The sequence below is a fragment of the Gordonia sp. Swx-4 genome (assembly GCF_030316175.1).
Lineage (GTDB): Bacteria > Actinomycetota > Actinomycetes > Mycobacteriales > Mycobacteriaceae > Gordonia > Gordonia alkanivorans.
This window is the reverse complement of the sequence record NZ_CP128197.1, coordinates 87,066-110,444: the sequence shown is the minus strand read 5'-3', so window position 1 is coordinate 110,444 and position 23,379 is coordinate 87,066. Positions and strand designations below refer to the sequence as shown.

At 68.7% G+C, this 23,379-nt stretch carries 14 protein-coding genes; 6 read left to right on the top strand and 8 right to left on the bottom strand.

Annotation, left to right across the window (positions count from 1 at the left end; all coding sequences use genetic code 11):
* Positions 1 to 31 precede the first annotated feature (31 nt).
* A complete protein-coding gene (locus PWF70_RS00500) occupies positions 32 to 9,145 on the bottom strand; it encodes a non-ribosomal peptide synthetase (RefSeq protein ID WP_331271841.1) in 9,114 nt (3,037 codons plus the stop codon).
* 305 nt (positions 9,146 to 9,450) lie between these two features.
* Here PWF70_RS00500 and PWF70_RS00495 point away from each other — a divergent pair, with 305 nt between their 5' ends.
* The 3 genes from PWF70_RS00495 to PWF70_RS00485 are packed head-to-tail and all read left to right on the top strand — an operon-like array spanning position 9,451 to position 12,121.
* The gene (locus PWF70_RS00495) at positions 9,451 to 10,419 is read left to right on the top strand and encodes a daunorubicin resistance protein DrrA family ABC transporter ATP-binding protein (protein WP_006360570.1); all 969 of its coding nucleotides are present in this window, start codon (positions 9,451 to 9,453) and stop codon (positions 10,417 to 10,419) included.
* Positions 10,416 to 11,270 (top strand): ABC transporter permease, encoded by an 855-nt coding sequence (locus PWF70_RS00490; RefSeq protein ID WP_035755435.1) that lies wholly within the window; start codon positions 10,416 to 10,418, stop codon positions 11,268 to 11,270. The genes PWF70_RS00495 and PWF70_RS00490 overlap by 4 nt, the downstream gene beginning before the upstream one ends.
* On the top strand, positions 11,267 to 12,121 hold the full coding sequence (locus PWF70_RS00485) for an ABC transporter permease (RefSeq protein WP_042377894.1): 855 nt from the start codon (positions 11,267 to 11,269) through the stop codon (positions 12,119 to 12,121). Before PWF70_RS00490 ends, PWF70_RS00485 begins: the two co-directional genes overlap by 4 nt.
* Here the strand turns inward: PWF70_RS00485 and PWF70_RS00480 are convergent, their stop codons facing one another.
* Positions 12,122 to 14,014, bottom strand: coding sequence for a glycosyltransferase family 2 protein (locus PWF70_RS00480; RefSeq protein WP_006360573.1), 1,893 nt, complete (start codon positions 14,012 to 14,014; stop codon positions 12,122 to 12,124).
* Positions 14,011 to 16,572, bottom strand: a complete 2,562-nt coding sequence (locus tag PWF70_RS00475; RefSeq protein WP_035755436.1) for an alpha/beta fold hydrolase — start codon at positions 16,570 to 16,572, stop codon at positions 14,011 to 14,013. Before PWF70_RS00475 ends, PWF70_RS00480 begins: the two co-directional genes overlap by 4 nt.
* A gap of 229 nt (positions 16,573 to 16,801) precedes the next feature.
* On the opposite strand from PWF70_RS00475, the gene PWF70_RS00470 reads away from it, so the two are divergent.
* Positions 16,802 to 18,169 carry an FAD/NAD(P)-binding protein gene (locus PWF70_RS00470; RefSeq protein WP_286352804.1) on the top strand — a complete coding sequence of 456 codons (1,368 nt, stop codon included), beginning with the start codon at positions 16,802 to 16,804 and terminating at the stop codon, positions 18,167 to 18,169.
* A 39-nt stretch (positions 18,170 to 18,208) separates the two neighbouring features.
* On the opposite strand, the gene PWF70_RS00465 is transcribed toward PWF70_RS00470, so the two are convergent.
* From PWF70_RS00465 to PWF70_RS00450, 4 genes are all read right to left on the bottom strand, one after another.
* Complete coding sequence (locus PWF70_RS00465; protein ID WP_006357324.1) at positions 18,209 to 18,643, bottom strand: hypothetical protein; 435 nt, start codon at positions 18,641 to 18,643, stop codon at positions 18,209 to 18,211.
* Positions 18,640 to 19,821, bottom strand: a complete 1,182-nt coding sequence (locus tag PWF70_RS00460; RefSeq protein WP_006357323.1) for a globin domain-containing protein — start codon at positions 19,819 to 19,821, stop codon at positions 18,640 to 18,642. The genes PWF70_RS00465 and PWF70_RS00460 overlap by 4 nt, the downstream gene beginning before the upstream one ends.
* Positions 19,822 to 19,895: 74 nt before the next feature.
* Entirely contained in the window at positions 19,896 to 20,408 is a 513-nt protein-coding gene (locus tag PWF70_RS00455) for an RrF2 family transcriptional regulator (RefSeq protein WP_006357322.1), read from the bottom strand.
* 106 nt (positions 20,409 to 20,514) lie between these two features.
* Entirely contained in the window at positions 20,515 to 21,231 is a 717-nt protein-coding gene (locus tag PWF70_RS00450) for a DUF72 domain-containing protein (protein WP_279958298.1), read from the bottom strand.
* Positions 21,232 to 21,357: 126 nt separating this feature from the next.
* On the opposite strand from PWF70_RS00450, the gene PWF70_RS00445 reads away from it, so the two are divergent.
* Complete coding sequence (locus tag PWF70_RS00445) at positions 21,358 to 21,957, top strand: flavodoxin family protein (protein WP_006357320.1); 600 nt, start codon at positions 21,358 to 21,360, stop codon at positions 21,955 to 21,957.
* Between the two features lie 239 nt (positions 21,958 to 22,196).
* Positions 22,197 to 22,691: an FBP domain-containing protein gene (locus PWF70_RS00440; RefSeq protein WP_006357319.1), complete on the top strand. Its 495-nt coding sequence runs from the start codon at positions 22,197 to 22,199 to the stop codon at positions 22,689 to 22,691.
* 91 nt (positions 22,692 to 22,782) lie between these two features.
* On the opposite strand, the gene PWF70_RS00435 is transcribed toward PWF70_RS00440, so the two are convergent.
* On the bottom strand, positions 22,783 to 23,016 hold the full coding sequence (locus PWF70_RS00435; protein ID WP_230461872.1) for a hypothetical protein: 234 nt from the start codon (positions 23,014 to 23,016) through the stop codon (positions 22,783 to 22,785).
* Positions 23,017 to 23,379: the final 363 nt, after the last annotated feature.

Here is a 23,379-nt window from a genome sequence, read left to right as displayed (position 1 = left end):
TCGCCGAGTTCGACGCGCTGACCACGGATCTTCACCTGGAAGTCGCTGCGACCGAGGTAATCCAGGACAGCCGCCGAGTCGTCGGCGGTACGACGCCGGCGCACCAGATCGCCGGTGCGGTAGAGGCGTTCGCCGTCGCCCCACGGGGCGGCGACGAATCGGGCCGCGGTGAGATCCGGCCGGGCGTGATAGCCGCGCGCGAGCTGCACCCCGCCGAGGTACAACTCGCCGTCACCCCGGCGGGCACGGGCCGCAGCCGGTGATCGAGGACGTGAACGGTGTTCCCGGCCATCGGGCGGCCGATCGGGATCGGGGTGCCGGCGGCGTTGTCGACCACCTCGACGGCCGTCACGTCGACGGCGGCCTCGGTGGGTCCGTACAGGTTGTGCAGCGCGGCGGTCGTTCGCGCGCGGACTGCTTGAGCCGTCGGAACCGACAGCGCCTCACCGCTGGTGAAGACCAGCCGTAGTGAACTCAGCACGGCCTCCACCGGCGCAGTGGCCAGGAAGGCATCGAGCATCGTCGGCACGAAGTGGATCACCGTCACCCCGTGCTCGGCGATCACCGCGGCGAGGGCTGCGGGGTCGCGGTGGGCATCTGGGTCGGCGAGGACGAGATCGGCGCCGCAGGCCAACGGCCAGAACAGTTCCCACACCGAGACGTCGAAGGTGATCGGTGTCTTCTGCAGGACGACGTCGCGGCCGTCGATCGGGTACTGCTGCTGCATCCACGCGAGTCGGTTGACGATGGCCTCGTGCGGAACGCTGACCGCTTTCGGGACACCCGTCGAGCCCGAGGTGAACAGGACGTAGGCCGGATGTCCGGTACGGAGAGGGCTGAGCCGGTCCGCATCGGTGATCGGGGTGTCACGGCGGTCGAGATGCAGGTCCGTCGGATCGAGGAGCCGATCGGCGAACGCGGCCGGCAAACGTTGCGCGACGTCCGGGGCGGCGAAGATCCGGACCGGATCGGTGGTCGCGAGCATTGCGGCGATACGCGGTGCGGGAGCCGCGGGGTCGATGGGTACATAGGCGCCACCGGCAGCGACGACGGCGTGGATCGCGACCAGCATGTCGATCGACCGCGGCACGGCGACTGCGACCGTCTGCTCCGGACCGACTCCGGCGTCGATCAGCGCGCGGGCGGTGCGAGCCACGCGATGCGCGAACTCGGCGGCCGAGATCGTCTGCTCGGCGTCGATGACCTGGCCGGCGGCGTCCCCGGCCAGTGCATCAGGAAGCGTGCGCACAGCGGGGTCGACGGGCGACGGTCCGCCGCTTCCCCACTGTTCGATGGCCCGGTCGAGTCGTGAAGCGTCGAGGAGCGTCAGATCGTGCACGCGCGAGTGTGGTCGCGTGACGAGCTGTTCCAGGATGTGCAGCAGGTCGTCGGCGAACCCGGCGACGGTGTCGCGGTCGAACAGATCGGTGACATAGGTCCAGCGCGCACGCACCGGCGCGTCCAGACCGTCGGTGACCGGCATGTCGACGGTCAGATGGAGGTCGAAGCGGGCCGTCGGCACGTCGATCGACAGCGGGGTCGCGGTGAGTTCGCCGCCGTCGATCGGTCCGGGGACCGGGTCTCCGAAGGCGAGCATCACCTGGAAGATCGGGTGATGCGCACCGCAGCGGTCGGATTCGTACTCGGCCGCGAGTTCGTCGAACGGGATCTCCGAATTTTCCAGTGCGGCAATGTCACCCGCACGAACCGTGTCGATCAGGGCCTCGACGGTGCGGTCCTCGTCGATCCGGGTGCGGAGTACCACGGTCTCGACGAACATGCCGACCAGGTCGTCGAGCAGTTCGCTGCCACGCCCCGACACGGGAGTTCCCACGACGATGTCCGAGGTACCCGAGAGTCGCGCGAGCAGAACGGCGAGGGCGGTGTGGATGATGTGGAACACGGTGGCGCGCCGGGTCTGTGCCACCACCGCGAGTTCCTTCGCCAGAGCGGGGTCGATACCGAACTCGACGGTGTCGCCGTGATGAGCCGGTTGCGCGGGTCGATTGCGGTCGACGGGCAGCGGGAGAGGTCCGGGCAGGTCCGTGAGCGTCTGCCGCCAATGGTCGCGCTGGCGGGTGATGCTCGGATGGGCGTCCCCCTCCCCGGTCTCGCCGAGAAGCGTCGACTGCCAGATCGTGAAGTCCGCGTACTGAGCCGGCAACGGTGCGCGGGTCGGCAGGATCCCCGCGGCGGCTGCGAGATAGCCGTCGAGCAGGTCGGCGACGAGCGGACCCATCGACCATCCGTCGGCGGCGATGTGGTGGACGACGATCACGATGACGTGCGACGCGGGTCCGGTGCGGAACACCGCGACACGGAACGGGATTCGACCGGCCAGGTCGAAGCCGCGATTGGCCACCTCGGCGATGTGCTCCTCGACGCCGCTGATCACCTCGGCATTCACGCCGTTGAGGTCGATCTCCGCGGTCTGCCGGGCCTCCTCGGTGGTCAAGACGTGCTGACGGGGTATCCCGGCCTCGGCGGGGTAGATCGTGCGGAGGACCTCGTGCCGGTCGACGACTCCGGTCACGGCGGTCCGGAGCGCATCGCCGTCGAGCGGACCGTCGACCTGAACGGCGAAGGGCAGGTTGTAGAGCGCGGTCCCGGGCGTGATCTGGTCGAGCAGCCACATCCGGCGCTGCGCCCGCGACAACGGCAGGACCGCGGGACGCGGCTGGACGGCCAGTCGGGGCCGTTCGGAGCACGCGGCCGAGTCGACGGCCTGCGCGAGGTCGGCGACCACGGGGAAGTCGAAGACGGCGCGAACGGGCAGGTCGATGCCGAGGACATCAGCGATCCGACCCGAGAGTCGCGCCGCGATCAGCGAATTGCCCCCGAGGTCGAAGTAGTCGTCGGTCGCGCCGATCACGCGATTCGCGTCGGCGGGCAGAAGGTCGTCGAGGATGCCGACGAGGATACGTTCGGTGGCGGTCCGCGGCGCGAGGTGCTCGCGCTCGACGCGCGGCGGTTCGGGCAGCGCAGTGCGGTCGACCTTGCCGTGGATGCCGCGTGGCAGTTCGTCGAGGACGATCGCGGAGACCGGGACCATGTAGGCGGGGATCCGGTTGCGCAGGTCGGCGAGAACCAAGGCCGGGTCGAGCACGTCCTGGTGGCCCGGTGCGGGAACGAGGTAGGCGGTGAGAGTGTCGCCGTGGTGGGCGGCCACCGCGGCCGCGGCGATCCGGCGATCGGCGGCGAGCGCCGACTCGATCTCTCCCAGTTCGATACGCAGGCCGCGGATCTTGACCTGGAAGTCGTTGCGGCCGTGGAACTCGAGCACGCCGTCGGGACGGATCCGCGCGAGGTCGCCGGTCCGGTACATCCGCTCGCCGGTACCTGCCGGGTCGGCGACGAAGCGGTCCGCGGTCAAGTCGGGGCGCCGCTCGTAGGCGGTCGCCAGCTGGACACCGCGCAGGTACAGTTCGCCGACGACGCCCAGCGGCGTCCGGTGCAGGCGCTTGTCGAGGACGACCGCGCCTGAATCGTCAACCGGCACACCGATGGCCACCGTTGGTGCCGGCGCGGTGTCGCACGCAACGGGGGTTGGCGTCCACTCGTGGTGGGTGATGCCGACCGCGGCCTCGGTGGGTCCGTAGAGATTGAGGACCCGCGCGCCGAGCACAGCGGCGGCACGCTCGGCCGTCGACGGTGCCAGCGCCTCACCGATGCACAGCAGCCGACCCACGGGATGCGCGGTTCCGCCCGTGTCGGCGATCGCGTCGAGGTGCGCGTCGAGCAGGGACGGCACGAAGTGTGCCGCGGTGACCGCGGTACGGCCAAAGAGATCGGCGATGTAGCGGGGATCGAGGTGACCGTGTGCGGTCGCGATGACCAGGCGAGCACCGTTGACGAGGGGCCAGAACAGTTCCCACACCGACAGGTCGAAGGTCAGGGCCGTCTTGAGGACGGTGGTGTCGTCGGGACCGAGTGGGAACGCCTCTGACTTCCATCGCAGTTGGGCCGCGATCGCCCGATGCGAGACCGCGACGCCCTTCGGCGTGCCGGTCGAGCCGGAGGTGTAGATGACGTAGGCCGTGTTCGCCGGTCGCAGCGGCGCGATCCGTTCACCGTCGGTGACCGGTGAGGTGTCGGCCGGCGGAGCTGCCGTCACGTCGATGACGGTGGCGGACTCCGGAATCGGGAATGTCGGCGGCCCGGCGGTCATCACGACCGCGGGCACGCAGGATTCGAGGACCAAGCGGGTCCGACGAGCCGGTGCGTCCGGGTCGACGGGAACGTAGGCGCCACCCGCGACCAGAACGGCGAGAACGGACTCGACAAGGGTCGCCGATCGTGGGATCGCGACCGTCACCCGCACCTCCGGACCGACCCCGGCATCGATCAGGATGCGGGCCAGTGAGTTCACGCGTGCCGACAGTTCCGCATAGGTCTGCGATGACCCGGTGGCGTCGTCGTGGAGGGCGACGGCCTGCGGGTTTCGTGCGACACCGCGTTCCAGTAGTCCGATCAGGGTGGCGTCGTCGCGGCCGCTCACCGGTCCGGTCAGCATCCCGGAGGCGGCGCCTGCGGCGAGGTCGCCGACCGGGATGTCCACGGCGTCGAGGGCAGCAGTCAGGAGCTCGACCCACAGCCGGTGCCACCGTTCGACGGTGCTGTGGTCGAACAGGTCCCGGTCGTAGTCCCACTGCACGCGCATCGGCGTCCGGCCCTGCGCGTCGCCGCGGTGAGCCAACCCGCCCTGCTCCACCACGGTCAGGTGCAGATCGGACTTCGCCACTCCCAGCGACGGTTCCAGGATCTCGGCGTCGACCCCGTCGAGGGTGAGCCGTGCCGGCGCGAGGTTCTGGTAGGAGAATCCGACCTGGAAGAGCGGGTGATGGGCTGCGGAGCGTCGTGGACGGACGGCGTCGACTAGACGGTCGAACGGCACGTCGGCGTGCTCGAACGCGTCGAGGTCGACGGTCCGCACCTGCGAAAGCAGTTCGGCGAAAGTCGAATCGGGGTCCAGGCGGGTCCGCAGCACGACGGTGCCGACGAACATGCCGACCAGGTCGGCCAGATCCCGGTGGTGGCGGCCGGCGACCGGGGTGCCGATGGCGATGTCGTCGGTTCCGCTGAGCCGCGACAGCAGGACCGCGAGGACGCTGTGGGCGACCATGAACGGCGTCGTCCCGGTGTTCCGTGCGACCGTGCGCATCCGGTCGACCAGTTGGGCGTCGATCTCGGTGTGTAGCTCACCGCCGCGCATCCGGGGGTGCGCCGGTCGCGGGCGGTCGGTCGGTAGTGCGAGGAGGTCGGGTAGGCCACTCAGATGCCGCTGCCAGTAGTCGAGTTGGACGGCGGCGACCGACGACGGGTCGGACTCCTCGCCCATCACGTCGAGATGCCACAGCGTGTAGTCCCGATAGGTCACCGGCAGCGGCGTCCACTCGGGTGCGGTTCCACCCCGGCGCGCCTCATAGGCGACGACGAGGTCCCGGGCCAGCGGTGCTGTCGACGAGCCGTCCGCGGCGATGTGGTGCACGACGGCCACGAGGACGTGGTCGTCAGTGCCGACGGCCAGCAGCCGGATCATCACCGGTACCCGCTGTGCGACGTCGAAACCGGTGGTCGCCAGCTCGGCCAGCCTGGCCTCGAGATGTTCGGTGACCTCCGGTTCGGTCAGGGTGGACAGGTCCACTGCGGTTGCCCGCTCGACCTGCTGGACCGGGCCGTGTGGACCGTCGGGGTAGACGGTGCGCAGGGTTTCGTGGCGTTCGAGGACGTCGAGGAGTGCGTCGTGCAGCGCCTGCCGGTCGAGGGTCCCGCGCAGGCGAAGAGCCAGCGGGATGTTGAAAACCGGTGAGACCGTGTCGAGCTGATTGACGGCCCACATCCGGCGCTGGGCGGGTGACAGCGGCACCGCTCCGTCTGAGGCAGCGTGTCCGGCCCGGAGTTCGGGGATTCGACGGGTCGCCGGGTCCGCGAGCCGCGCGGCGAGGTCGGCGACCGTCGGTGACTCGAAGACCCAGCGGACCGGGATGTCGGTGTCGAGTTGTCCCGATAGTGTCGACACCATCCTGGTGGCGGACAGGGAGTCGCCGCCGAGGGCGAAGAAGTCGTCGTCCCGGCCGACCTGCGCGGCGCCGGTGCACGCGGCGAAGGCACCGGCGACGGCACGTTCGGTGTCGGTCCGCGGCTCGGTGTAGGGCGCCGCCCGGATCGTGGGCACCGGCAGGGCCGCACGGTCGAGCTTTCCCGAGGTGGTGGTGGGGATCCGGTCGAGACGCAGGAGCGCGGTCGGCACCATGTGTCCGGGGAGGACCGCCCGCAACTGCTCGCGAATGGCCTCGATGTCGGCTGTTCCCGTGTAGTAACCGACGAGGAAAGTGTTTCCGGCAGAGGGGCTTCCGCCGACGACCTGCATCGTCTGCGGTTCGGTGACCGCGAGGTCGACGCCGGGGACGGCTCCGATCGCGGCGTCGATCTCGCCGAGTTCGATGCGGAATCCGCGGATCTTCACCTGCCGATCTGCTCGACCGAGGTAGTCGAGCCGGAAAGCAGCACCCTCGCCTCCGCCGGTTCGGCGCCAGCGGACCAGGTCGCCGGTTCGGTACATCCGTGCGCCTGCCGGGCCCCACGGATCCGCCACGAATCGGGACGCGGTGAGGGCTTGCCGCCGGTGGTAGCCGAGCGCGACGCCCGCACCGCCGAGGTAGAGCTCCCCCGTCGCGCCGGCCGGTACCGGTTGCAGGCGGTGGTCGAGGACGATCGCGGTCGTCCCGGTGATGGGCCCGCCGATGGTGACCGGCTCGGTGGGATCGAGAGGGCCGGCGAGGGTCGCCATGACCGTGGCCTCGGTGGGCCCGTACGCGTTGAACATGCGTCGGCGACCGGTTCCCCAGCGGGCGACGAGATCGGGCGGGCAGGCCTCGCCGCCGACGATGACGGTGTCCAGATCGTCGAGTCCGCCGGGACCGTGCGCGTCGGCGGGCAGGGTGGCCAGCGCGGCGGGGGTGAGGAAGGCGTGGGTGATGCGTTGTTCGCGAAGTAGCGCAGCCAGTTCTCCGCCGCCATAGATGTGCGGCGGGACGATCACCATCGTGGCACCCGACGCGAGGGCAAGGAGGGTTTCCAGCACTGCGGCGTCGAAACTCGGTGATGCGAAGTGGATGGTGCGCGAGCCCGATCGGACGCCGTAGCGGCGAATTTGCTCGTCGGCGAAGGAGGCCAGACCGCGATGGCTGACGACGACGCCCTTGGGGGCGCCGGTCGAGCCGGAGGTGTAGATGACGTAGGCCGGGTCGTCGACGTGCAACGGGCGGAGCCGGTCCGCGTCGGCGATGGGGTGTGCTGAGGCGTCCCGGTACGCGGCGACGACCAGGTCGTCGTCGAAGCCGATCCACTCGCACAGGCTGTTCAACCCGTCGAGCCGAGCGCGACCACCGGGGCCGACGATGCCGAGATCGACGGCGCTGTCGTCGAGGAGGTAGCTCAGCCGGTCGTCGGGCAGCGCCGGGTCGATCGGCACGTAGGCGCCGCCGGCGAGAAGAACCGCGAGTTGCGTTGCGACGGAGTATCTCCCGCGCGGTAACAGCAGTGCGACGGTGACGCCGGGTCCCACGCCGCGGTCGATGAGGATCCGTGCCAACCGGTGTGCCCGGAGGACGAGTTCGTCGTAGCGCAGCGTGCGTGCCCCGTCGACGATGGCGTCGGCGTGCGGATGTGCTGCCGCCGTGCGGGTCACGAGGTCGGCGAAGAGCACGGGCTCCGACGCGACGGGCCCGCGTGCCGGCACCAGAAGCGTCTGTTCGTCCTCGTCGAGGACGTAGAGTTCGGCGACCCGGGTGTCCGGTCCGGTGGCGACGATGTCCGCGAGGACACGGAGATAGCGGCGGCGGTGGGCGACGAGTTCGGGTTCGGGATAGGCGGCGGCGTTGGCCTCGAGGTCGATGCGGAGGTCCCCGGACCCGGCCCCGGTGTAGATGGTCACCGCGAGGTCCTCGGTGGGACCCGTGCTGAGGATGTGGCTGTAACCGATGCAATCGCCGAGGATCATCTCGCTGCGGAACATCATCACGTTGACGGCCGGACCGAAGAAGCCGCGTCCCACCGAAGAACCGGCTGCCGACCGCGCGGCCAGGTCGCGGCGCATGTCCTCGAAGCGATAACGCTGGTGGCGCAGGGCCCCGCTGAGTTCGGTGGTGATGCCGGCGATGAGGTCGCCGATCTCCATGCCGGGGGTGATACCGCTGCGGATGGGCACGACGTTGGACACCATGCCGCCCGAACGCCGGAGCATCGCGTTGGTCCGGGCCGAGACGGGCAGGCTGAGTACCACGTCGTCGGTACCGGCCACCCGGGCGACGTAGACCGCGAGCGCCGCACTCGCCAACGCCGCCACGGTGACCGAGTTGTCGTCGCACCAGCGTTCGACGTTCGCGATCAGGCCGGGGTCGAGTTCGCCTCCGACCGTGCGGGATTCGGCTCCCCCACCGATGACGGGGTCGGCGAGCCGGACCGGATCGGGCAGGTCGTTCAGGCGCTGCGCCCAGTGGTCGCGGTCGCGCCCGAAGCGGGTCGACGACCGGTAGGCCTCGTCGTCGGCATGAAAGTCCTCGAGGGAGCCGGACTTCGGGGGTGGGACCGGAAGGCCCTGTGCGCGTGCGGTGTACACGGCAGCCGCTCGTTCGGCGAAGGCCGATGCACCGTAGCCGTCGAGCAGCATGTGATGCACGCGGTTGTACCAGAAGTACCGGCGGTCATCGATGCGCAGCGTCGCCGATTCCATGAGGCGGTCGGCGAAGAGGTCGAGCGGACGGCGGAATTCCTCGTCCATCCACACCCTGGCGGCGGCCTCGGGATCGTCGTGGTCCCGGAAGTCCAGGTGCATCATCTCATCGCGCAGTTCCTCGTCGAGGTACTGCAGCGGGGCCTCGGTCGGATCGTCGGCGGGGACGAGCCGGACCATCGCGGTGCCGAACTCGCGGGCCACCTGCCGGCCGACGTCGGTCAGCAGTTCGGTGTCGAGATCGCCGAGCACCTCGATGTACTGCGCGATCGAGAACGGGGTCTGCGGGACGAGCTGCTGGGCGAACCACATGCTGCGCTGCGCAGCCGACAACGGGACCAGGCGCTCACCGAGGGCCGACGTGCTCGTCGATGCTGCGTCGTGCCGCTCGTGGACATCGTTGGTGGTCACTTCTAGTCGCTTCCGGGTGGGTCAGGGCATGCCGAAGAAGACCCGGTACCGCGAGGATGACCGGGCTGGGGTGGGGTGGTCGGGCGTTTAGAATCGCCTTGGTGAGACGGCTCGACGGCCGTGGTTCGTCGGCGTCACATGCGGACCGCCGGTGGTGAACCTCCCGAGTTCACGGCATGCGGCCCACGAGAACATGTGGGTTGCCCGTCGGGATTTAGCACAGGCTAACCTTAACACGGCCTGGTGCTGCCAACGAGACCCGCCGGACCTGCCGTACGCCGACGCCCGACGATTCAGGAGATGTGATGACCGAACCTGCCGTGCGGGTGGACGCCGTCACCAAATCCTTCGGTGACGTCCACGCGGTCCGCGGAATCTCCTTCGAGGTGCCGCGCGGCAGCGTCCTGGGCATCCTCGGACCCAACGGCGCAGGTAAGACCACACTCGTCGACATCCTCTGCACCCTGATCACCCCCGACTCCGGCTCGGCCACGGTCGCCGGCCAGGACGTCGTCCGGAACCCCGGCGGGGTCCGCGAGGCCATCTCGATGACCGGCCAGTACGCAGCGCTCGACGAGACGCTGGGCGGCCGGGACAACCTCATCTTCTTCGGCCGGATGCAAGGCCTACGACGCGGTGCCGCCCGCGAGCGCGCCGACCACCTGCTCGAGCAGTTCGATCTCGCCGAGTTCGGCAAGCGACCGGTGTTCTCGTACTCCGGCGGCATGCGACGACGCCTCGACATCGCCTGCGGACTGGTGATCCGGCCCGAGGTCGTGTTCCTCGACGAACCCACCACCGGACTCGACCCGCGCAGCCGCCAGGCGGTGTGGGCGCTGGTCGAAGCCCTCAAGGCCGACGGCATCACGACGCTCCTCACGACGCAGTACCTCGAGGAGGCCGATCGCCTCAGCGACAACATCATCGTGCTCGACAAGGGCCGAGTGGTCGCCGAGGGCACCGCCGAGCAGCTCAAGCGGAAGGTCGGCGGCGCCTACTGCGAGGTGGTCCTCGACGATCCGTCGCGGTCCGACGAGATGTGTGGGCTGCTGCGCACCCGACTCGGCGTCGACCCGAGGCAGACGGTCGCCGATGAGACGACGATCACCCTCCCCACCACCGACGGTGTCGAGACCATGGGTGCAGTCATCGCCATCGCCAAGGACGCGGAGATCCGGCTCACCGACGTCGGCTTGCGCAACCCCTCTCTCGACGACGTGTTCCTCACCCTCACCGGCTCGCCGAGCGGCACCACCGAGGATGCACCGCGATGACGACCACTCACCCCGCGGACCGGGAGACGCACGCCTTCTCCCGGATCGACTGGCCCGCCGACCGCGACCCGTCCGTCGTCTCACGGAGATGGCCCTTTCTCCGGCAGTGGTCGACGATGACCGACCGCGGCGTCCGGTCGGCGTGGGCCGAGGGCGAGTTCGCGGTCGCGGTGGTCATGCCGCTGGTCTTCGCGCTCGGCTTCTACCTACCGCTCCGTCTGGTGATGGCCGACCGGGGCATCGACTACGCACAGTTCCTGACGCCGATCATCGTGCTGCAGGCCGTCGCCTTCACCGCGATGGCCGCCGCCCAGCGCGCAACCCTCGACAAGCTCCGCGGGATGAACCGGCGACTCGCGTCGATGCCGGTGCGGGCCCTGGTGCCGCTTGCCTCGAGGATGACCGTCTCCTTGATCCGTTCGGTGGTCTCGATCACGGCAGCACTGGTCTTCGGTGCGCTGCTGGGCTTCTCGTTCGACGGCGGGATACTCGACACTCTTGCCTTCGTCGGATTCGCGCTCGCGGTCGCGGTGGTACTGGCGATCGGCGCGGATTCGCTCGGCCTGATCGCCCGGGATCCGGAGGCCACCTCCCAGTTGCTCCTGCTTCCGCAACTGGTACTCGGCCTGCTGTCGACCGGCTTCGTGCCGGAGTCGGGATTCCCCGAGTGGGCGCAACCGTTCGCCCGGAACCAGCCGATCTCCCACTTCGCCGCCACCATGCGGGAACTCGCCGACGGGAACCCGATGATGTCGACCGCCCTGCCGGCGCTGATCTGGCTCGGCGCGCTGGCCGTGGTCTTCGTCTTCCTCGCCCATCACACCCAGACCCACCGGCGGCTGTACCCATGACTCGTGTACCCGTGAGCCGAACTGCCGCCTATTCCCCGGACGTTCTGGGGTTCCCGCCGCGCCAGGAATGGACCGCCGAGTCCACCACGCGCGCGTTGGTCCGCGGCTCGACGATCCAGGCCGAACGGATCCTGGTGAAGTGGGCGACCGATCCGGTGACGCTCCTGCAGTCCCTGCTGTTCCCGGCGATCATGGTCCTGATGTTCTGGCTGGTACTGGACCGATCGGTCAGCGCCCACTCCGGGACGTCGAGCGTCTTCGGCATGGTCCCGATGGTGGCGCTGGTCGGTGCGATGTCCGGTGCGTCGATCAGCGGTCTCGGGCTCCGCAGGGAACGCACCTCGGGGCTGCTGACCAAGATGTGGGTTCTGCCCGTCCACCGCGCGTCGGCGATGGTCGGACGCCTGCTGGCCGAGGCGGTCCGCGTCGTCGTCACGGTCAGCGCTGTCCTCGCGGTCGGCACCATCATCGGCTTCCGGATCGAGTCAGGCGTTGTCGGCTATCTCGCGATCCTCGGGATCACCCTCGTCTTCGGGCTGTCCTTCTCGATCATGGTGACCGCCCTCGCCCTGCTCAGCCGGGACTCGCACATCGTCGAATGGGTGGCCATCGGCACCAACCTCGCGATGTTCTTCAACACGGGTTTCGTTCCCGCCGAGTCGTATCCGGGGTGGCTGCAGCCGATCGTCGAGTATCAGCCGCTCAGCTGCGCGGTCAACGCGATCCGCGGGTTGGCCGCCGGTGGACCGATCGCCGAACCGCTCCTGCTCACCGTCGCCTGGTCGGCCGCGCTGCTGCTGTTCTTCACGCGGCCGACGCTCGCCGGCTACCGGCGGGCGGCGGGACGATGATCAGCCGTAGTAGCAGCGGTACTTGATGCTGCCCTTGATCCGGCCGAGGAAGTTGCCGGCCGTGAACAGCCACCTGCCGGTCGGCACTCGGGTGATCACCGTGGGTAGCAACGGATTCCGGATCAAAATGAAGAGGAACATGTCGAGGGTCACGTACCACGGCCAGCGCGGCATCCCGTAGTGGCGATAGTCGGAATACAGCTGGACCGTGCCCATCCCGCACGTCACCGACTGTCGCCATAGGCCCGCGAGCGTATCCCGCAGACGGTAGGCGACGAGCGCCTTGGGAGCGAGACCGAGTGTCCCCCCGGACAACTGGACCCGGATCAGGAAATCGGAGTCCTCTGCGGCGTTCACATAGTCGACATCGAAGCCGCCCACCCGCTCGTACACGTCCCGCCAGACCCCGACATTGCAGGTCGGATGCACCTGCAGGAATCCCTGCAGGGCGTACGGTTCATCGGCCGGCAGCATCTGGCGCCAACTCTGGACCTCCGGCGAGTTGAGCGAATGGGTCTCGAGCCCGCCGCCCACCGCCGAATGACGCGTTGCGACCGCGGTCAATTCGGTGAGCCACTCCGGATACACGCGGTCGTCGGCGTCGCACAGCGCGATGAAGTCACCGTCGGCCGAGGCCACGCCGGCGTTCCGGGCGTACGAGATCCCTCGCACCGCGGAGGCGTCAACCCAGCGCATCCGGAGGCGCTCCCGCAATGAGTGGTGTTCGACGTGTTCCCGTAATCCGTCGGTGGATCCGTTGTCCGCGATGATGACCTCGAAGGGGCGTTCATAGGTCTGGGCCGCCAGTGCCTCGAGCTGGATGTCGATGACGTCGACGCAGTCGAGTGCCGAGATCACGACCGACACCAACTCGGGAAGCGGACGTTCGACGTCCTCGCAGCGTTCGGTCACCCGCGGTTTCTCCACTTCATTCTCTCGATCGCCTCCCGTCAGACCGTGGGCGCGGCCCAACGTCCGGTCGGGTATGCGGCCGGTCTCGCCGGCGGCGGCTGCGCGGAGGCCCGCACAGGTCAGGTAGACACGTGCGGGTCGGTCGGTGCCGATGAGCATCGCGCGCCCCCGGGCGATGACGTCCTTCGCGACCGACGCGGCACTCCAGAGGGGTTCGGTCCGCGAGTAGCGGCGGTACAGAACCGCTCGGTTGCGGGCGATGTAGTAGTGCCGGAACGGCGCATCCTCGGTGAACTCGACGGCGGCGCCCGCGCCCCGGCCACGGAGCAACCATCGAAGCGGCCGCGGCGGGGTCCATGTTGCGGCCCGTCCCAGTCGGTGCCGAATCCGGTTGCCCGGCACGATGAGTGCGTGGCCGCCGGCTGCGCGGGCGCGCAGGTAGAACTCGGTTTCCACGCAGTCGATGAACAGCGACTCGTCGAACAGACCGATCTTCTCGAAGAGGCTACGCGTGACGAGAAGGCCCGACTGCAAGGGCTCGAAAGCCAGGGTCAGCCCCTCGACGGCAAACCAGAACGGGGCCACGTCGTCGTTGATGTAGGCCGGCGATGCCATCACGTCCGACAGTCCGAGCGACTTGGCCAGTTCAAGGTGATCGACGGCCCGTCGGACGTAGTCCGGTTCGAGTGAGGTGTCCTGGTCGAGGGTGAGGACGGCGTCGGCATCTCGCGAAAGCGCCTCACGGACACCCTGGTTGAGAGCGTGTGCGATGCCCTGGTTCGATCCCGACTCGAGCACAGTCGCACCGGCCGCCGCGCAGTCGTCGAGGACGGTCCGCACGGCTCCCCGCGGGTCGGTCGTCAGCGACGGCGATCCGTCGTCGACGACGATCACCGAATCCACCTGCCGGAGAACATTCGCCACGGAATCGACGAGTTCTCGCGTCGGCTCGAAGGTGGGGATGACGGCGACCACGGTCATGACGGGGTTCCTTCGTTGTCGGTGAGATAGAGAGCGGCCGACACCGCGGCGGCCGTGGCGGTCACGTGCGGAGCACGCATCATCGCGTGATGGTCGGCGGCGACCGTGACGGTGCGCATGCGACCGGTCACCATCCGCGCCCAGGTGTCGGGATGGTCGGGGTTCTCAGCGGCGCGGATCAAGGTGATGTCACCCCGGTACGGCGTCGGCCGGTGGCGCCGGATCTGCTGACGACCGAGATCCCAGAAGACGTTCCACTGCAGGGTCGTCGGGAGGTTCCACCAGCCGGCGGTCACGACCAGGGCGCGCATCACCAGGCGTGTCCACCGGATCTGGAGCGACTGCGAGTTCGACGCACGTTCTGCATCGTCAGTGCCGGTGCGGTCGGGCAGTCTCGCGGGATCGTCGGCGCCCGTGTCATCGGTCATGCGGCCACCGATGCGCTCGACCAGCTCGGGCTCGAACCGGGAGTCGAGGATGATCACCGATTCGCAGCGCTCGTCGCGGCCGTCGAGGATCGTCGCGGCCTCGAGCATGACGAAGCCGCCGAGTGAGTACCCGACGAGGCGGTACGGGCCGTCGGCCTGAATCGACTCGATGTCCTTCACCGCGCGTCGTGCGGCGGCACGGATCGTCCGGTCCGCCCGACCGCGCTTCTCGAGTCCATGGGCCTGCAGGCCGTAAACCGGTGCATCCCCATCGATCTCACGGGCCAGTGGCAGCAGGCTGGCCGCAGGTGTTCCCGCGCCGGACATCACGAAGACGGGGGTGCCGGTCCCCTCGCGGAGCCGGATGATCGTGGCACCGGTGACCGAGCGGGCGCGGTCCCGATGAGCGGCGTCGAGGAGTTCGGACAGGCCGGCGATGGTCGGGGTGCCGGCGAAGTCCGCGGTCGAGATGTCGACGAGCCAGCGGTCGCGAAGTTCGGCGAGCATCTTCGCGGCGGCGAGCGAGTCACCGCCCAGCGAGACGAAATCCTCGTTGCGCCCGACGGTCTCGAGTCCGAGGATGTCGCACCAGATGTGCATGAGGGTCGACTCGGTCGGTCCGCGAACGGGTTCGGGTGTCCGCGGCGGTGCGGGCGGAAGGGCGGCGCGGTCGACCTTGCCGCGCTCGTTCCGGGGCAGCGAGGTCAGAACCACCACGTCACGCGGGATCATCCACGGTGCCAGCGTCTTCGCGAGCGCGGTCCGGATCTCGGCCGGCGACGGCGTCCACTTGTCCGGGGCGACGGCGACGTGCGCGATGAGCTGTGCGGTGTCCCGGTCGGCGGTGACCACCGCGTCGACGGTCCACGGCAGAGCTCGTAGAGCTGCCTCCACCTCGATGGGTTCGACGAGGTAGCCGCGAATCTTGACCGCGTCGTCGCGTCGCCCGAGCAGATGCAGCCGGCCCTCGCCGTCGAACCGACCGAGATCGCCCGTCCGGTAGCGGCGGCGCCCGTCGGGCAGGTTCTCGAACTTGGCTGCGGTCAGCGCGGGATTGTTGAAGTAGCCCGACGCGATGTACTCCGATTCGACGACGACCTCACCGGTCGACCCGGTCCGGACATCGTGGCCCGCCTCGTCGACGATGCGGACGGACTTCTTCGACGCGGGCGTGCCGACCGGGACCGCACCAGGGGGAACGGGCCGATCCGGCGGGAAGAGGTTGAACGCGAGATTGGCCGTCTCCGACGACCCCGACCAGCTGCAGAACACCCCGGCCGGTGAAATGGTCGCGCGGACGCGCTCGACGTCGCCGGAGTGGACCGGTTCGCCACAGGTCGACACCAGACGCACGCTCTCGATCACATCGCCGGGACCGAGGTCGGCGAGCCAGGACCTCAGGAGCGACGGCGTGCAGTGGACCGTCGTCGCCCGTTCCTGGCGCAGCCAGTCGCAGAGCCCCTCGGTGGTACGTCGGCGGACGTCCCAGAGCAGCAGCGTCGACCCGTTGAGCAACGACATCAGCAGACAGTCGACGCCCGCACCGAAGCTCAGCGGTAACAGCGCCGTCGCCTTGTCCTCGTCTTCGAAGCGCATGAAGGTCATGCCGTCGAGCGCCATCCCGAGGGCCCAACGATGAGGAAGCGTCACGCCCTTGGGCTTACCGGTGGAACCGGAGGTGAAGATCAGTACGGCCGGGGCGTCGGGCGCGGGCACCGCGAGCGGAGTGTCCGACGACGGAAGCGCAGCGATGTCGGCCGGGGACATCCGCTGAGCTCCGGAGAGTTCGAGGATGTGGTCTCGGCGGTCGTCGGGCAGAAAGGGGTCGACCAGGATCACCGGGTGTCCCGAGGTGAGCACCGCGAAGATCGCGAGAACGGAGTCGATGTCGGACTCGACGTCGACGGCGACCGGTCGTCCCGGCTCGGTCATCGCGGCGGCGATGGCGCGTCCGCGATCATCGGTGCGGTTCACCGCGTCGCGGTAGCTGATGGAGGCCTCGGGGGTCCGGACGGCGACCGCGTCGCCACATTGTGTCGCCGTGTTCCGCCACAGGGCGACGACACTCTCGTCGGAGTTCTCGGCCGTGGCCGGAATCGTCGCGGAGGTCGCCGGATCGATCCTGGTCATGGGGCGACTACCGGCCTAAGGGCGTGCATAGTTAGGTTAGGCTACCTAATCCGCTGTCCGTATTGTCGGCAGGGTCACCGACGTACGCCGCGTGATCGCCGACCCTGGCGACCGCTCCTCCTCAGGACGGATCGGCCGGCCTGCTGTAAGAAGTACCGGTGCTCGAAAAGCGTCCCCGTCCACGCAGCGGATCCGTCTTGTCCCGCGCCGTCGGCGCCGGGGTCGGCTGATGCGCGTGATCGTGGTCGGCGCGGGCGCCGCCGGTTCCCTGGTCGTGTTCCACCTGGCTCGCCTGGTCGCTGCGGGTGACCGGGCCGAAGCACTCGAGGTCGTCGTCGTGGACCCGACCGGCCAGGTCGCGGGTCCCGCGTTCGGCACCAAGGATCCCGCCCACCTGCTGAACGTCCCGGCCTCAGGGATGTCGGTGGACCCGGATGAGCGGTTCGACTTCGTGGACTGGTGCCGTGCCGAGGGGCTCGTCTCCGGCGACGAAGCGCACTACTTCTTCGCACCGCGCGCACAGTGGGCGCGCTATCTGCGGACCCGGTTGGCGGAGGCGTGCGAGCGCGCCGGCGGCCGGCTGAGTGTCCGGCACGTCCGGGAAAGCGCGGTCGGGGTCACCGCCGTCGGTCAGGGAGTTCGGGTGACTACCTCGGACGGAACCGTCGTCGACGGCGACCGGCTGGTGCTCGCGACCGGACTCCCGGGTGTCGGGGACGGCTGGGCACCCTGCGACCTGAGCGATCAACCCCGGTACGTCGCCAACCCGTGGCTGCCCGACGCCCTCGAACCAGTGGTGACCGACGACGGTGACGTCCTCGTGGTCGGCACCGGCCTCACGATGGTCGACGTGGCGATCAGCCTGCTCAAGTCGGGCGGCAACCGTTGCGTCGAGGCCATCTCACGCGGCGGCCGACTCCCCCGGCGGCATGCCGACACCTACCTCGGCGAAGTCGTCCCCGACACCTCGACCTGGGGTGACAGCCTCGACGAGATCCGTGCCGCGGTCGCCACCCATGTCGCGAGAATCGAACGCCTGCTGGGGAACTGGCGGCCCGGCGTCGACGGTGTGCGCTACCGCGTTGCCGAACTGTGGGCCCGGCTCGACGAGGCGGACCGCGGCACCTTCGTCCGCGAACTTGCCGGCGACTGGCTTGTGCGTCGGCACCGGATGCCCCCGTCGAGCGGCAAACTCGTCGACGAGGCCCGGCGATCGGGACGCCTCGTCGTGCGCTCTGGACGGATCAACCGCGTCGACGCGGTCCCCGGTGGTCTCACCGTCACGACCGGCGACGACGAACGCACCTATGCATGGATCGTGAACTGCACCGGTCCGCAGTCGGACGTGCGAGAACTCGGTAATCCCGTCCTGGACTCGGTTCTCGACGCCGGGATCGCGACCACCGATGCGCTCGGCCTGGGCCTGGTCACCGACGACGGGCACGTCCTCGACGCGGACGGCCACCCGGGTCCGATCTGGACTCTCGGCTCGCTGCGCCGCGGCGAGCTCTGGGAGACCACCGCCGTACCCGAGATCCGCACTCAAGCAGAGGACTTGGCCGCGTCGCTCATCGGTGACGTCACCAGCCACCGATGAGCGACGACCAACCGGGTTCGCTCCGTCGGGGCGCCCCGATCAGGACGCGCTCACCAATACTGCGGTGCCGAGCCAGATGAGCGCGGCCACCTTGATCACTTCGAAGGCCACGTAGACGAGATGAGCTGAGCTACGCGGACCCTCATATCCGGCCAGCACGGCGTCGGACCGCTTGGCGAGGGCCGGCCGTACTGCCACGAGCTGGATGACCAGGGCTGCGATCGCCACGCCTGCGGCAATCGGTGTGGCCACCCCGGGCCACGAACCGAGCACGACGGCGATCAGAATCGCGGCCGCCCAGACGACCTCGGCGGCATTCAGTGCGCGGAAGACCAGTCGCCCGATCCCCAGACCGATGGGCAGGGTCACGCCCGGCGCCCGGAACTTCAGCGGCGCCTCCAGGAACGAGATCGCGAAGACCATGCCGAGCCACACGAAGGTGAGCGCGGTGACGACCGCCGCGGAGGTGCTCATCGCGCGCTCGACCGCAGCAGTTCCGGGCCGAAGGTCTCGTAGTGGATCCGGCTCTCCGCGATGTCGCGGCCGAGGAACTCCTCGCGCATCGAGGACAGGAATCCGGTGGGGCCGCAGAGCATGACGTTGGATTCGGGGTGCACCTCGACATTGTCCAACGTCATGTGGCCGACTCGGACCGAATCGGAGACGATGTGCGGCGAGGTGTTCTCGTACCACTGGATCAGTCGGCCGGTGGGCAGCGAATCCACGAGCGCGGCAAGCATTCCGCGGTGCGGCTGGCGGTCGCGGGAACGGTCGGCGTGCAGGACCGTCACCGGCCGGGCATCGCCCTTCTCTGCCAGCGCGGTCAGGAGGCCGATCACCGGCGTGCACCCGATCCCGGCCGAGGCGAGCAGCAGCGGGGCATCGTCGTCGGGCAGGGTGAGGTCGCCGAACGGGGTGCTGACCCTCAGGGTGTCGCCTTCGAAGACGTGCTCGTGCAGGTGTGCCGAGACCTCGCCGGCGAGCTTCACGCTGAAACGCCACTCGGCATCGTCGGGCGAGCCCGTCAGACTGTACTGACGAATCTGCTGCGCGCCGTCGCTCAGCGGAACCTGGACCGAGATGTACTGTCCGGGGTGGAACTTCGGTAGTTCACCCTCAACCGGGGCCAGGGTCAGCGCAATGGTGTCGGGCGAAACCTGCACGCGGTCGCTGACCGTGACCTCACGCCACACCTGGCCGGGCTCGACACCCGCGGCGGCGTACAGGTCGGATTCCGAGGCGATGAGCAGGTCGGCCATGTCCCAGTACAGCTGGTCCCAGGCATCGGCGACCTCTGGCGTGACGGCTTCGCCGAGAACCTCGACGATCGCCGCGAACAGATGCTGGTGGACGACCTTGTACTGATCGGCGGTGACGCCCAGCGACGCGTGCTTGTGCGCGATCCGGTCCAGGATGAACCGCTGACGCCGGACGTCGGGTTCGAGCTGGAGGCGCACGAAGGCGGCGACCGAGCCGGCGAGGGCCTGCGGCTGTTCACCGGACTTCTGGTGAGTCCGGTTGAACATGTTGTCCAGCAGCGTCGGATGCGCGTCGAAGAGCCCGCGGTAGAACCGCGGGGTGATCTCCGGGAGTGCCCCCTCGACTGCGGGCAGGGTCGCCGCGAGAGTGGCGCGTTGGGTGTCGGACAGCATGAGAACTCCTTTGTTCACTTGCTCATCGGGATAGGAGTTCCGGCGTGTGGCCGGAAGTCTTTGTGGGCGTGTCGCTACCGCTCCGCCTGGAGCGGTCCATCCACTTGCGGTGGCCGCGTCGACAGCGAGAGCAGCACCGCGGTGGTCGGCTCGGCGGCGAGGTCGGCGACGGTCTCGGCGTCGAGGCTCTCGTAGAAGGCGGCGGCCGCACGGGCGAGCGCTCCCCGCAGACGGCATCCGCGCCGGAGCGGGCACGGCTGCGGGCCTTCGCAATCGACAACCTCCCCGTCACCCTCGAGGGATCGCGCGAGCCAGCCCACGCGCGCTTCGCGGCCGAGGTCGGTGATCGTCAGACCACCGGTACGGCCGCGGCGCGCGTGGACGACGCCCATCTCCGACAGCCTGCCGACGACTTTGGCGACATGCGTGTACGGGACGGCGAGCTCTGCCGCGAGATCCTTCGTGGTGAGAGGTGTTGCAGCCCCACGCTGTTCACCGGGCGATTGTTCACCGGCCGGTTGTTCACCAGCGACGGCGAGCCGCATCACGACCCGGAGGCCGATGTCGGTGAAGCGTGTCAGCTGCATGTCGCAAGTAGACCATAAATCGGCATCCCGAATACCAATTAAATGGGCGTGTTCTCGCTCACTCGGCGGACGCGTCGTCGATCGTCGCGACCGGTATCCCCAGGGTTCATGCTCGGCGAATCATGGTGCGTGCGTTGTCAATCGCGGCGCGCCCCGGATCGTTGTTGAAGTACACGTAGACGTCGCACTCGTCGTCGAACGTGTCCCATAATCGACGCAGCCAGCTGTCGATGGCGCGGGTTCCGTAACTCATCGGCCGCTTGGCGGGGCCATCGTGCAGGCGCAGGTATCCGAAGCCGGCCGTCCGCCACAGCGGGGTGAGGGATCGACTCTTCCGGTCGGCCCAGCACAGGGCGGCGTTGTGACGTTCGAGCACGTCGCGCACCTCGTCGGTCCACCAGGATTCGTGGCGAGGCTCGACGGCGACCTGGACGGTGTCCGGGAACAGCTTCAAGGTGGCGTCCAGGGAGTCGGGTTGCGCCTGCAAGTTGGGCGGGAGTTGTAGGAGGACGGGCCCGAGCTTGGTGCCGAGGCCGGCGGCACGGTCGAGGAAACGCTCGACGGGCTCGGCCGGCTCCTTCAACCGCTTCACGTGCGTCAGGTAGCGGCTCATCTTCGTAGCCATCCGGAAGTGGGCGGGCACCGTCGCGGCCCAGTTCTCGAACACAGTCTTCTCCGGCAGTCGGTAGAAGGTGTTGTTGACCTCGGCCGTCGTGAACCGCTCCGCGTAGTAGTTCAACCATTCCCGCTGCGGGAGCTTCTGTGGGTAGAACGCGCCGCGCCAGTCCTTGTATTGCCAGCCCGAGGTGCCGATGTGCAGCATCGCTCCACCTATCCGCCGGTCGACGGGTGACGAATCCCGTCGACGGCTTTTCGCGCGTGTGGGTGTCGCATCACCGAACACGGGTACCCGCCTACGGAAAGTCGCAACCACCGAGACAGGAGTGACATGACGAAACTGGCGATCATCTACTACTCGGCCACCGGACACGGCACGGCCATGGCTGACGAACTGAAGACCGCTGCCGAGGCGGCCGGAGCCGAGGTGCGGGTCCGCCACATCCAGGAGACCCGCGACCCGGCGAGCTTCGCGGAGAACCCTGCCTGGTCGGCGAACTACGAGGCGACCAAGGATCTACCGACCGCCACCGGCGACGACATCGTCTGGGCGGACGGCGTCATCTTCGGCTCCCCGACCCGATTCGGCAGTACAGCGTCGCAGTTCCAGACCTTCATCGACTCACTGGGCGGACTCTGGGCCGAGGGAAAGCTCGCCGACAAGGCCTATGCCGGTTACACCTCGAGCCAGACCGCACACGGCGGGCAGGAGACGACACTCGTCGGGCTGTACACCTCGCTCATGCATTTCGGCGGCATTCTCGTACCGCCCGGTTACACCGACGGACTGAAGTTCGCCGACGGGAACCCGTACGGCGTCTCACATGTCACCGGCCCGGAGAACAAGAACGACCTCGACGACCCGACCAAGGCCGCCCTCGCCCACCTGGCACAGCGAGTCGTGAAGGTCGCCGGTCTGTTGGCCGGATGACAAGGCCGGTCCTGCCCTCCCGATCGCTCGCGTTAATGCGTTGACAGAGCGGCGCACGCGCGCGAGCATCGGAACCATGCATTCCGTGTCGTCGCCCACCGGGCGTGAGGAGGTCGTCGGCGTCCTGCACGCCGGCGCTTGAGTGACCTGCCCCGACCGGCGTGAGTACCGCATCTGCGGACCGCGCCGGTCGACGCGTGCCCTCATTCCTCCCACGACACCCGAGGTGTTTCTCACTCATGCATGCCCTGACCGAATCCGAGATCCGTGGATCCTTCGTCAATGCGACCGTCCGCGAACGCAAGTCACTCGTCCTGCCGCCCGATTTCAAGGAACTGAACTGGGAGAGCAAGGATTTCGTCGGCTGGCGGGATCCCAAGCAGCCGATGATCGGCTACCTCGTCATCCCGACCGACGACGAGCCCGTCGGCATCATGCTCCGCCTGGGCGGACGCCAGCCGCGCAAACGACCGCTGTGTTCGTTCTGCGAGGACGTCCTGCTGCCCAACGACGTCGCCTTCTTCAGTGCCAAGTCCGCCGGCGCCGCCGGCCGGAAGGGCGACACCATCGGCACCCTGATCTGTTCGAACTTCGAATGCTCGAAGAACGTGCGGATGAAGCCCCCGCCGGTGTTCGGCGGGCATGACCCCGACGCGGTCCGGCAACAGCGAATCCAGTCGTTGCGCACACGCCTCGACGGTTTCGCCGGACGCGTGGTCGGCACGCCGACGTAGACGCCACTCCCAAGTCGGCACTATCGGCGACGGGGCGGCCGTGCCGGGATGAGGCGATCTCGAGCATGACGCTGCGGGTGCGGGTGGTGAGTCATCGATCGGCAAACCGCGCGTTGACCAGAACGGGTGTGGCGGGGCTACCTTCGTCGAGCAAGGCCACGGCGGTGTCGAACACGTTCTGATGCACGGCATTGAAGAACACCACTCTGCCAGCGGGAAGAACCGTGCTGGTGGTGCCGGCGTCGCGGTCGGCACGGGACCCGATCAACGCCCCGACCACCTGGCGGCCCCGGGCCGGCGGTGCCCACAACAACGCGGTGAGCATGTCCAGCTCCAGGGCGAGAGTGTTGTCGACCTCGGCGGTGTCGTCCCCGGTAGTGCCGGTGAGGGTGAGGTCGTCTCGGTTTACACCTCGCACAGCGGTTCGATCGCGGTCGCCAGCGGTTGCGGCGCATCAGAGGGTGCGACCTCGGGTTTGTCGGCCATGACGATCACCTGCTGTCTTCTTGTCCGTGTCGGTGGTTAGGCGACGTCGCTGCTGACGCCAGCGAGGTCGTCGTATGACCACTGTTCGCATTGGGCGGCCAGTGAGCGAGCTCGTCGCCATAGCGCGGATCACCTTCGGTGTAGGCCCGGTCGGACTTGGCCCAGTAGGCCACGGCCCGCTGCGCATAGTCGGTGGAAGGCA